Origin of the sequence: Tenacibaculum aiptasiae, assembly GCF_008806755.1 — a bacterium.
In the GTDB taxonomy this organism is placed as follows: Bacteria; Bacteroidota; Bacteroidia; order Flavobacteriales; family Flavobacteriaceae; genus Polaribacter; species Polaribacter aiptasiae.
Genome location: NZ_WAAU01000012.1, coordinates 76,637 through 88,901, shown reverse-complemented (window position 1 = coordinate 88,901; position 12,265 = coordinate 76,637). Strand labels below are relative to the sequence as shown.

9 protein-coding genes are annotated in these 12,265 nt (G+C 29.7%); all 9 read left to right on the top strand.

All coding sequences use genetic code 11. From position 1 onward, the window contains the following. Window positions 1–219 precede the first annotated feature (219 nt). A complete protein-coding gene (locus F7018_RS08185; protein WP_150899558.1) occupies window positions 220–633 on the top strand; it encodes a response regulator in 414 nt (137 codons plus the stop codon). Window positions 634–636: 3 nt separating this feature from the next. Next, window positions 637–1,176: a heme NO-binding domain-containing protein gene (locus F7018_RS08180; RefSeq protein WP_150899557.1), complete on the top strand. Its 540-nt coding sequence runs from the start codon at window positions 637–639 to the stop codon at window positions 1,174–1,176. Between the two features lie 279 nt (window positions 1,177–1,455). Continuing rightward, complete coding sequence (locus tag F7018_RS08175; RefSeq protein ID WP_150899556.1) at window positions 1,456–3,552, top strand: PAS domain S-box protein; 2,097 nt, start codon at window positions 1,456–1,458, stop codon at window positions 3,550–3,552. Window positions 3,553–3,558: 6 nt separating this feature from the next. Then, window positions 3,559–4,698, top strand: coding sequence for an FIST signal transduction protein (locus tag F7018_RS08170; protein WP_150899555.1), 1,140 nt, complete (start codon window positions 3,559–3,561; stop codon window positions 4,696–4,698). Continuing rightward, entirely contained in the window at window positions 4,698–5,744 is a 1,047-nt protein-coding gene (locus F7018_RS08165) for a sensor histidine kinase (RefSeq protein WP_150899554.1), read from the top strand. The genes F7018_RS08170 and F7018_RS08165 overlap by 1 nt, the downstream gene beginning before the upstream one ends. A 3-nt stretch (window positions 5,745–5,747) precedes the next feature. Further along, window positions 5,748–6,065, top strand: coding sequence for an Hpt domain-containing protein (locus F7018_RS08160; protein ID WP_150899553.1), 318 nt, complete (start codon window positions 5,748–5,750; stop codon window positions 6,063–6,065). 5 nt (window positions 6,066–6,070) lie between these two features. Next, window positions 6,071–6,787, top strand: a complete 717-nt coding sequence (locus F7018_RS08155) for a LytR/AlgR family response regulator transcription factor (protein ID WP_150899552.1) — start codon at window positions 6,071–6,073, stop codon at window positions 6,785–6,787. A gap of 115 nt (window positions 6,788–6,902) precedes the next feature. Continuing rightward, window positions 6,903–9,491 carry a DUF6923 family protein gene (locus F7018_RS08150; RefSeq protein ID WP_150899551.1) on the top strand — a complete coding sequence of 863 codons (2,589 nt, stop codon included), beginning with the start codon at window positions 6,903–6,905 and terminating at the stop codon, window positions 9,489–9,491. A gap of 288 nt (window positions 9,492–9,779) precedes the next feature. After that, window positions 9,780–12,230 carry a DUF4114 domain-containing protein gene (locus F7018_RS08145; RefSeq protein ID WP_150899550.1) on the top strand — a complete coding sequence of 817 codons (2,451 nt, stop codon included), beginning with the start codon at window positions 9,780–9,782 and terminating at the stop codon, window positions 12,228–12,230. The last annotated feature ends 35 nt before the right edge of the window (window positions 12,231–12,265 follow it).

Sequence of the window (12,265 nt, the reverse complement as noted above, 5' to 3'; positions counted from 1 at the left end):
ATTTTAGAAGTTATATTTTAACATTTAATAATGTATACACAAACTTAAGGTAATATTAATTCATTAAAATTTTTTTAAAGAACCGTTAAAGGAAACAGAATTTTGTTTACCGACACTTTTTTACCGTTTATCGACACTTATTTTAATTTAGACGCAATCTATCTTTAATTTTTGATAATTAAACTTAAATTGGACCCATAATTTATTTGTAATAATTCGATGGCAAAAATATTAGATGTACTATTAATTGAGGATAATATGATAGAAATAATGAAAATGAATAGAACAGTTTCATTATTAGAACTAAAACATAATATCACAGAAGCTAAAACGGCCGAGGAAGCTTTGGTCATTTTAGAAACAAAAAAGAATTTACCAGATCTAATCTTATTAGATTTAAATATGCCTAAAATAAATGGTATAGAATTTTTATCAATCTTAAAAAAAGATGAAGATCTAAGGCACATACCAACGGTGATTTTAACAACATCAGATAACCAAAAAGACATTCACGAATGTTATAGAATAGGTGTATCTGGTTATATGTTAAAGCCATTAAAGTATGATGATTATGTGGAAAAAATAAAAGCAACCCTAGCATATTGGTCAATAAACGAACTAAAGAATAGTTAACAATTGAAAGGGATAGTTTTTACAGAGTTTTTGGACCTTGTAGAAAGTAAGTTTGGATTAGAAATGGTTGATAAAATTATATCACAATCTGAATTGGAATCTGGAGGTGCCTATACTTCAATTGGAACATATCGTTTTTCAGAGATGCTTCAATTGTTAGGAAATCTGAGTAATAATACTGGGATTTCAACAGACAATTTACTTTTGGTATATGGAGAGCATTTTTTTAGCGTCTTAGAAGAAAGTTATCCAGGGCTTTTAAACACTTATACTGATCCAATAGAACTATTGGCATCAATTGAGAATCATATTCATGTAGAGGTGCGTAAAATATACCCAAAAGCAGAACTTCCTACATTTATTGTAGAAGAAAAAACGAAGAGCTCGTTAATTTTAATCTATAAGTCGAGTAGAGCAATGCATCACTTTGGCTTAGGTTTAATGAACAAAACGTTTGAATATTTTAACAGTACGGCTACTATTGTGTTAGAGAGAACAAAGAAAGATGGTAGTGAAGTAAAGTTTATTATTAATAAAAATTAAAGTTATTTCGAAAATAGAAGTAAATAAATAATCAGGTCGTTGGAGGTGTTTTAATACCTCGTAATTTAATTTAGAGCCATAAATGGTTGGTTTTGAGTGAAAAAACTTGTGTTAAAATTTTTAAAAATCAAAAAAAAATGTTAGATTTGGTACAGACGCTAATAAACTATACTGAATTTAATATCTGATAGAATGTAACATTTAGCACTTTTAAAAATACTTAGCTATTGTTTTTTTTAAAGGATAAAAATTAAGAAGGGTTTTTAAAAAGAAAAATAAATGAGTCCCCCAACGACAGATCTATTGCAGCGCGCTTTAACGAGAGAAAAAGCGGCCAGAAAAGCTGCAGAAAAAATCTTAGAAGACAAATCAAGAGAACTGTACTTGATGTCTGAAGAGTTAAAGGCCGCGAATGCTAAGCTCGAAAATTTACTGAACGAGAAATCTTCTCAATTAGAAGGGGTTTTCGAAAACTTCATCGATGCATACCTTATAATGGATTTAAAAGGAAATGTGCTTCGGATGAATGATGCTGCAGTTGATATTTTTGGATATGATATAGAAAAAGAAAAACTAAACGTAGTTAACTTAATATATCCAGAAGATGCAGTATATGCATTTAAATCTTTTACGGAGTTAAAGGATAAAGGTACTTTTTCAAATTACACTGCGAGAATTTTTAGTAAAGACAAGCAAGTAAAATGGGTGCAAATTAATGCAAGTTTAGTGTATGATAAAGATAATAAACCTGTTGCTGCACAAGGAATTATCAGAAACATAACAGAAACTAAACGTACTTCAGCATTAATAGAAGAACAAAAGAAGGAACTTGATATCATTGTAGAAAACTCACCGTTTGGAATTGTACTTACAGAAGGTACAAGTATTCTTAGAACCAATGAATCTTTTCAAAAAGCATTAGGATATACAAAAGAAGAATTCTCTAAACTTGTTGTAGCCGATATTTCTTTTAAAGAAGACTATCCAGAGTCTAAAAAATTAATAGATAAAATGAACTCTGGAGAGATTGATAATTTTGTATTAAACAAAAGATATAAAAGAAAAAACGGATCAGTTTTATGGGCGAAAACTAATGTAAATGCAGTTAGAAATAGTCAAGAGGAAATCAAATTTCAAGTTGCTATTATAGAAGATATTACTCATGAGAGAGAAAGAACGTTAATTATAGATATGATTAATGATTTGGCAAAATCTATCCTTGGGAAAAATAATATTTTTGAGATAGCATGGGAAATGACTCAGAAAATTGCGGAATATTTAGGTACAGACGATTGCGTTATTTATTTAGTAAATAGAGAAGACAATACGCTAGAAAAAATAGCATCCTATGGAGCAAAAGTAAGTGAGGCTAAAGAAATTATAGATAAATTTTCCTTACCTATTTGTAAAGGTATAGTAGGGCACGTAGCAAATTCAGGAAAAGCAGAGATTATCAAAGATACTTCTAAAGACGATCGCTATGTTATTGACGGACAAAAAAGATTTTCTGAAATATCAGTGCCAATTATTAGCGAAGGAAAGGTAATAGGAGTTATAGATTCTGAGCATCCTGATAAAAACTTTTTTAGAAAAGATCATCTTGATACTTTAGAACACATAGCAAGTTTAGTTTCAATGCAATTAAAGAGTGCTATGAATATTAGAGAGCGTGAAAAGGCTGAAAAGAAAAATATTCAATTACTTAATAAACTAGAAAAGAGTAATAATGAGTTAAACGAATATGCTCATATAGTTTCTCATGACTTAAAATCACCTCTAAGAAGTGTACATGCACTTACTTCTTGGATAAAAGCTGATAATGAAGGGAAATTAGACGAAATGACACTTCAAAATTTCGAATTAATAGAAAATACTCTTGAAAAAATGGAGGGTTTAATTTCAGATATCTTAAACTACTCAAGTGTAGATTCTGTTACTACAGAAACACAAGATGTAGATTTGAATGTGGTTTTAAGCGATTTAAAAGAAATGCTCTATATACCAGAAAATACTACTATAAACGTACAAAATGACTTGCCAACAGTAAAAGGAGATAAAACGAAATTTCAACAATTATTTCAGAATCTGATTAGTAACGCTATAAAGTTTGGAAATAAAGAAAAAGGAATTATAGATATTGGCTTTAAAGAAGAAACTTCATTTTATGAATTCTATGTAAAAGATAATGGAATAGGAATAGAGAAAAAATTCCATGATCGCATATTTAAAATTTTCCATTCATTAAATAAAAGTAAAGAATCTACAGGTATAGGGCTTTCGATAGTTAAGAAAATAGTTGACTTATATGAAGGAACAATCTGGTTAGATAGTGAAGTAGACAAAGGAACTACCTTTTATTTTACCATTAAAAAATAACAAGATATGAAGACTGTACAATTAAAAAAAACGAAGAATACTGATTGGGAATACATAAGTGAAAAAGTTTCGTTAAAAGAGCCTTTAGTATTGGTATTTGGAAATAGATATTTATTAGAAGATGAAAAAATTTATGATGAAGTAAAAGGATTATTTGACGATGGACATATTGTTTTTGGATCTACGTCGGGAGATATCACGTCAAAATATGTAGATGATGAAAGTGTAACAATTACTGCAATAGAATTTGAAAAAAGTACATATGTTATAAAAACGGCCAATGTATTAAATGACGATTCTAACAAGAAGAGTTTTGTAACAGGAGAAAACTTAATTAAACAGTTCTCAAGTGAAGGTTTAAAACATGTATTTATTGTTTCAGAAGGAAGCTTTATAAATGGAAGTCAGTTAGCAAGAGGAATGAATGCAGCTACAGATAATGAATTGCTAATTACAGGAGCTTTATGTGGAGATGCAGCACGTTTTGAAAAAACAATTGCTTCTTATAATGAACAGCCTAAAAAAGGTGAAATAGTAGCTATAGGATTATATGGAGAAACCTTAGATGTAAGTTTTTCAATTAATGGAGGTTGGACTCCTTTTGGTCCCGAACGAATTGTAACAAAATCTGATGCTAATATTTTATACGAATTAGATGATTTACCAGCCTTAGATTTATATAAAAAATACTTGGGAGATAAATCAAAAGAACTGCCAGGAGCAGCTTTATTATACCCCTTAAAAGTAAAATCGACAAACGATAAGCAATCAATAGTAAGAACTATTTTAAATATAGATGAAGAAAAGAACTCAATGATTTTAGCTGGAGATATTTTAGAAGGTTCAAGAGTTCAATTGATGATGACAAATGTAGATAGTATTGTAAATGCTTCTGAAAAAGCAGCTTCAGATGCTTTAAAATTAAGAAAAACCGATCCAGAATTAGCCATTTTGGTGAGTTGTATTGGAAGAAAATTAGTTTTAGATCAAAGAGTAGAGGAGGAAGTAGAAGAAGTGTTAGAAGTAGTAGGAAAAGACACAACTATTTGTGGCCTGTATTCATATGGAGAAATTGCTCCTTTTAGAAATGAAACGAACTGCCAATTGCATAATCAAACAATGACAATTACGTTAATTAGTGAATAATGAACCCGTTAATAAAAAGACAGTTGCGAAAATACCTAAGCCCTTCTTTACAAGAGAATGAAGAGGTAAAGAGTCTTGTTGAAGCGGTAAGTAAATCCTATAATACTTCTGAAGAGCAGTTTAGTATGTTGCAACGAGCAACAGCCATAAGTTCCGAAGAACTTTATCAAGCAAATGAGCGACTTAGAAAAGAGTCGAAATCTCAAAAAGAAGTTATTGAAAAACTGAAAAATGTGATAAGTACATTAAACTCTTATGATTTAACAGAAGAGAATGATGAAATATCTGAATTAGATTCTTCAAAATTAGTAGATGTTATTGATAATCAGACTAAAGAAATACTTCAGATAAATAAACAACGAGATAGGTTGTTAGAAAACTTAGAACGTAGAAATAAAGAACTAAATGAGTATACACATTTAGTAACGCACGATTTAAAATCGCCATTACAAAGTATAGATGCTCTTACATTTTGGTTACGAGATGATTATAAAGAAGCGTTAGGAGAAGATGGAAGAGAAAAAATTAATTTAATTAGAGAAAATGTAGAAAAAATGGATGAGTTGGTTAAAGGAATAGCCAAATATTCAACCATTGGAAAACTAATTAAAGATACCTATGAAGTAGACCTGAATAAAATTGTAAATAAAGTATTAAAGAAAGTATCAATACCTCAAAATATTACAGTAAGTATCCCTGAAATATTACCAATAGTAAAGGGAGACAATTTTAGACTTGAAGAATTGTTTTATAGTATTATAGATAATGCAGTTAAGTTTAACGATAAGGAAGAAGGGGAGATAATAATTAATTTTACAGATACAAAAGATTTTTGGGAATTTAGTATTAAGGATAATGGAAAAGGAATGGAAGAGCAATACTTTGAAAAAATATTCTTAGCCTTTCAAAAACTAGAGAACGATTATAAATCGGCAGGGATAGGATTATCCATAGTGAAAAAAATTATTGAACAGTACGAGGGTGAAATATGGATTGAGTCCGAACTAACAAAAGGAACAACATTTTATTTTACATTAAAAAAATAGATTATGGAACAACCAAACTTATCATACATAGATCAATTAGCTCGAGGAGATGAGTCTGTAAAAAATACATTGATAGATGTTATTAAATCAGAGTTTCCTGGAGAAAAGCAAGAATATATAGAAAGCTTCGAAAAAAAAGAATATAAAAAGATTGAAGAAAATGTTCATAAAATTAAACATAAAATTAGTATTTTAGGATTAACTAAGAGTTATGAAGAAGCTAATAAGTATGAACATAATCTTAGAGAGGATAATATAGAAGGAGCTGAAGGATTTGATAAAATTTTACAAACAATTTCTGAATATTTGAAAACTATTTAAACTTTATGAACAGTATTATTATTGATGATGAAAAACTAGCAAGGTCAATTATAAAAGCACTTTGTAATGAAAAGGAAGGTATAACCGTTGTTGAGGAATTTCCTAATGCAATTCAAGCCATTAAGTATTTAAATGAGAATAAAGTGGACCTTATCTTTTTAGATATTCATATGCCTGATTTTACGGGATTTGATTTTGTAAAAACATTAAAGAATCCTCCTTTAATTATTCTGTCTACTTCAGATCCACAATTTGCAATTGAAGCTTTTCAATATGATTGTATTGTAGATTATTTATTAAAACCTATTGATGCAGAACGTTTTGATAAAGCTATAGAAAAAGCAAAGAGTAAAAAGAGTATAGAAGCAGCCCAAGTCAAAGAATCTTCTTCTTCAAAAGAGCAAGAAATCAATAATGATTTTTATGTAAATATTGATAGACGTTTAATAAAAATTGATTTACCAAGTATTTATCTTGTTGAAGCAAAAGGAGATTATATCAATATAAAAACAGAAGAAAAAGATTATGTAGTGCATTCTACTCTTAAAAAAATAGAAGAAAAACTCCCAGAATCATTGTTCTTAAAAATACACAGGTCGTACATCATCAATGTTAAAAAGATAATTGATATAGAGGATAATAGTGTTTTAATAAAGAAAAACGTTATTCCTGTTAGTCGATCAAAAAGACCTGAATTAATGAAGCGTTTAGATTTATTATAGTTTTTTATCTAAGGAATTTTGCATTTCGTCTACACTTAAGCTACAACTTAACGAGCTTTTAAAGAGGAGAGTTAATAGTTAATTATTTTTAATAGAGATTTTACACTATTATATTATGATTAAAACTATTACTCTTTTAAAAAAGCTATTGTGCATATTTATTGCATTTTTTAGTTTAAGTATTGTTTCCCAAAACACGCCATTCAATTGTGTTTACAATGCTTACTTATTTCAATTTAATGACGTCTATTCAATAGATTTAGCATCAGGGAATTCTTACCTAGTAGCTGAAGATGTTACTCCAGGTAGTATTAATGCAGCGGCTTACAATCCGCAAGATGGATTTATATGGGGATCATTAAGTACACCTTCAAAAACAATTGTTCGAATTGGGAATGATTTTAAAGTAACTACCTATTACATCGATGAATTACCTACAAGTGGAAGATACATTGGAGGAATTAATCCAGACGGTGTATATTATCTTAAAGGAGGTGGAACAACTTATTATAAAATAGATTTAGATCCAGATTCAGCCAACTATGGACAACATTTAGCAACAGAAACTTTATCGGCAAACATCAATATCCATGATTGGGCTTTTAATGCAGTAGATGGTAACTTATATACTGTAGAAAAAAAGACAAACAAATTATATAGAGTAGATCCTTCTAATGGTGTTGTACAATCTTTAGGAGAAGTACCAATTATGTCAGGATTGAATTATACGTATGGAGCAGTATATTTTGATGCTTCTGGTCGATTTTATGTGTCTGCAAACCAAACAGGTACTATTTACGTAATACAAGCAGTTCAAGATTTAACTGGTTCTAATGCAATAGATTCTAATTTATTCGCTTTTGGACCTTCTAGTTCAAGTAATGATGGAGCACGATGTCCAACAGCACCAGTGCCACAAGAAATTTGTGATAATGGAATTGATGATGATGGAGATGGTTTAGTTGATTGTGATGATCCATCATGTTCTGGTTATGGAAATTGTAGTGTAATATTGGCTCCAACTTCAGGAGGGAACGAAGGAGGTTTGGAAAGTAATAATAGATTATCAGAACAAATTAACAAACGTAATTACAATAGAGCAAAAGTTAATTACAAGTTTGATAGAAGCAAAGCAGCAAGAGTAACTAAATCTTTAGATTACAAAAAGAAAGGTGGAGCAATAGAATTAAAAGACTTTATTCCTTTAGATGTAATTAAGGAAGATGAAGTAGTAGAATCATCACCAACAGATTTAATAGCTATTACCAATGCAACGGATATCTACGCTGTTGATTATGTAGAACAAGGAACCCCAGTAGCTTCAATACTAGCTTTAAAAACAGAGAACGGAGTATATGAACATACAAAATATATTTGCGATCGTTTACTAGGAGCAGAGTTAATATCAGTATCAACCATAGAAATCGAAGGACATCAGTTTATAAAATCATTAATTAAAAACGCAGACAATACTATAGAATTCTCATTAAGTTTATCTGCAAAAATGGTTAATAACGATGCCAATTTTGAAATAGAAAGTCATTGGAATTTAGATAAGTATGAAAGCAATGTAGGATTTTATAATTTCCAAATATGGTCAAATTCACTAGATGACTTATATCTTTTAGCAAATGAAGTAGTTAGTTTATTAAATGCAGAGAAACCTATATCTGGTTATAAAACATCAAAACCACCTACAGTATTTGTAAGAAAAGGAAAGTATAATAACGGGTCTTTAGATTTACAAATCATAAACAGAAATAGAAGTGGTGAAGTAGAATTTGATGCAGGGTATAGAGAAACAGAAACAAGTAGTTTGAAAAAATCAAATTCAACTATAAATCTAGAGCAAAATTATATAACCAATTTAAAAGTAGCTACAGGAAATTTATTTGACATAGGTTTCAGACTTGGAGACGGTATTGCTACACCAGATGATTTATTTATGTCAGATGGACCATGGGGTGTAGATGCTTCAGGAGCAAATACAGTAGTGTCAAATTATGCAATAGCACCAAATGATTATACTTTTGAAGCAAAAGATTTTCCAGTTGAAAGAAATGTAGCATTAACAGCAACAACAAGTACATTTATAGCAGCATATAGAGCATTAACTCCACGTTTTATGCCAGTTGATTTATCGGACTACAACGGATTTAAACTAAAAGCAAAAGGAACAGGAAAGTTAGAAATTACTTTTGTTAAGAAAAGTATTACTTCTTTTGAAGACCAATATAAAACTACTATAGCGTTATCTGATTCTTTTAAAGATTACGTGATACCTTTTACAAGTTTTGTTTCTAAAAAAGGAGGAGAGTTAGTATTAGATGATATTGCAACTATAGTTTTTAAAATGGTTTCAGAAGACGGTTCAGTAACAACCAAAGAAATGAATTTAACCAATATTCGTTTTTCTAAAATAGATTTTACTGAATTAATTGAATATGAAGGCGGATTAGTAACTGCTGTACCAAATCCAGTAACATTAAGTACAAGCTTATATTTTAAAGCACAAGAACAAGAAGATCTAGAATTTGTAGTGTATAATCAATTAGGGAAGCTAGTGTATAAAGCTAATTACAAAGCAGAAGTTGGAATTAATAAAATTGATTTCAATCGTCAATCTTTACATACAGGATTGTATTTCTGCAAAATAATAGGCAAAAAAAATACATTTAAGCCAGTTAAATTATTAGTGCATTAGAAATGGTGCACTAATAATTTTAAGATGTTTAACACTCGTTAAAATTATAAACATACTAAATAAAATATCCGCTTAACTAAGCGGATATTTTTTTATAGAAATTTTTTAGAAAAGTATACATAATGATAATTGACTTAAAAAGTAATTTAGTATCGACGAATGGTATTAAAAAGCCCTAATCTATAGTAATTTGTATTTAAACTACTCTTAAGTTCTACATAGCGAAGATTTAAAAAAACAGCCTAATAAGTGCCTAATTTTACAGTATAACATTAAAACTTAAGCACTATGAAGAAAATATTACTTACATTATTAATACTAATAACGACGGCAAATATCTACGCACAAAACTACCAATACTTAGGTGAGTTTACATCAAATGGAACACCTCTTTACTTAGAGAGTCCAGGAGATAATGTATCAGTAGAAACATTAGAAATGATTAGTAACTCAATTCCTGAAAGTTACCCAGTACCAGATTACAATCCACATTATATTTCTTCTGGTTATGATACAGATTTAAAATTAACTGAAGAGGCTGATATTTATGTAACTTTTGTTAGTGAAGGAGCAGGATACAGAAATGTGTTAGGGTTTTATACATATGATGTAAACAATCCATCACCAACACCACCAGCTGCAGAAGATATCACGATCATTTTTCCAAATGCATCTGCATTAGGTAGTGGAGGTGGACTTCAAGTAGGAGACAAAGTAAAAATAGGAACATTTCCAGCAGGAACAGGTATTGGTTGGGTATTATTAGCAAATGCATGGAGTGCTAACTACAGTACAGTTATGAACGGACATTGGAAAGTATATTCTAATCCAGATTATAACCCTGAAGCAGATGAAAATTTAAGACACCATAACGTATTATTAAATGATCCAGATAATGAAAGAATCATCTTAGGTTTTGAAGATATTAGAAGAGATTATGGTTCTTGTGATAACGATTTTAACGATGCAGTTTTTTATGTAACAGCAAATCCATATTCAGCAATTACGTCAACAAATTTTGCAGACGTATCTAGTGCAACAGATGTAACATCAGCACATGATGGAGGATTAGAAAGTAATGGAAAGTTAGCAAGTTTAATTGCTAAAAGAAACTTCAAACGTGAAAAAAATGGTAATCTTTTAAACAAAAAAGCATTACAAAAAAGATATAAAAAGAAACAATTGTTACTTGCAAAAGGAGCAAATCCATCAAGTATTGAGGCTTTCTTACCAGAAACTGGAATGTATGGATCTGAAAAAGCATATGTGTCAACTCCAACAGATTTATTAGGAATTACTAATGCTAAAGAAGTATTTTCAGTAGACTTATATACAGGAGAGGAAAGAATATCAGCAGTATTAGCTACAGCAACAAAAGGAAAAGTATATGATCACTCAAAAGAAATATGTGATAGATTAAATAACTCGGTTTTAGAAGATATTAGAACAGTAAAAGTTAGAGGTCATCAAATAATAAGTTCAAAAATAAAAAGGGCTACAGGTGAAGTAGAGTATACATTAGGATTTTCTGTGAAGTTAGGAGATGCAGCGAATGAATTATATAGTTTTTGGAATATTGAACAGTATCCTAATGGCGATTATTATAATTTTCAAGTATGGGGTAGCTCTTTTTCACAAGTATTTACATTGAGTAACCATATCTTAGATACATTCACAAATATTAAGCCTTTAGTTAGTACATCGTTAGAAGATGTTGTACCACCAGTATTTGTTAGTTCTGGATACTATAAAAATGGAAACTTACATTTAAACATAGTTAACAAAGTTAAAGCAAGTTCTATGAATTTTGAAGCAGTATTATCTAAAACAGAAGTGGCAGATAAAACAAACATGTCAGAAGTAATTAGCTTGAAAGGTACTTGGAAAGATGAAGTAGTTATTCCTACAGGTCAATTATTTGATGTTGGATTTTCATTAAGTACAAACTTATCACAGCAGCAAGATGCTTTATATTTAGCAGACGGTCCTTGGGGAATTGATTATTTAGAAGAAAATGTAAATGTAAGCTCTTTCATTGTAGAAAATAATGATGAAGATTACGACGAAAATATTTATCAAATAGAAAGAGAGCCTTCAGTAAGCGGGCAAGTAAAAGGAACCATTAACTTGTTTAGACATGTGTTACCAGGAGATCAAACATTAGATGTATCAGAGTATGAGTCTATTCAATTTAAAATCCAAAATACAAAGTCAGTTGAAGTAATCTTAGTACAAGAAGGATTAACAGATTGGGATAACCGTTTAAGAATTAAAATTCCAGCAAACGAATTTGAAAAAGAATACAGCATTTCATTTAATGATTTTCTTGACAAAAGCGGAAAGTCAGGAGATATTACAGATGTAAAAACAATTGTATTCTCATTACAAGGAGATTATAGTACTTATGTTCCATTTGAAATGAATGTAAATGATGTAGCGTTCGGATTAAAAGCCGAGCAAATAGTAGAAGAAGTAGTTGAATTTAATAACAAGGTTTTAGCATTACCAAATCCAATAAACAATTCAGGTAATATCTATTTCACATCAGAAATTAATGAAGAAGTAAAGTTAAATATATATAATTACTTAGGCCAATTGGTTTATAAAACAAATTACACTACAAAAGTAGGAGAGAATTTAATTCCAATAGGAAGAAAAGATTTAATGTCAGGAATGTATATCTGTAGAATTGAAAGCGATTCTAAAAAGTATAGCACATTAAAATTACTCATTAATTAAAAATGAGATATTAGTTCCAAAGTAGTTTAAGTTTT

What these genes read in the sequence shown, in the direction of transcription:
- F7018_RS08160 (WP_150899553.1), top strand. Translation starts at nt 5,748, where the DNA reads ATGGAACAACCAAACTTATCATACATAGATCAATTAGCTCGAGGAGAT.
- F7018_RS08150 (WP_150899551.1), top strand. Translation starts at nt 6,903, where the DNA reads ATGATTAAAACTATTACTCTTTTAAAAAAGCTATTGTGCATATTTATT.
- F7018_RS08170 (WP_150899555.1), top strand. Translation starts at nt 3,559, where the DNA reads ATGAAGACTGTACAATTAAAAAAAACGAAGAATACTGATTGGGAATAC.
- F7018_RS08165 (WP_150899554.1), top strand. Translation starts at nt 4,698, where the DNA reads ATGAACCCGTTAATAAAAAGACAGTTGCGAAAATACCTAAGCCCTTCT.
- F7018_RS08155 (WP_150899552.1), top strand. Translation starts at nt 6,071, where the DNA reads ATGAACAGTATTATTATTGATGATGAAAAACTAGCAAGGTCAATTATA.
- F7018_RS08175 (WP_150899556.1), top strand. Translation starts at nt 1,456, where the DNA reads ATGAGTCCCCCAACGACAGATCTATTGCAGCGCGCTTTAACGAGAGAA.
- F7018_RS08145 (WP_150899550.1), top strand. Translation starts at nt 9,780, where the DNA reads ATGAAGAAAATATTACTTACATTATTAATACTAATAACGACGGCAAAT.
- F7018_RS08185 (WP_150899558.1), top strand. Translation starts at nt 220, where the DNA reads ATGGCAAAAATATTAGATGTACTATTAATTGAGGATAATATGATAGAA.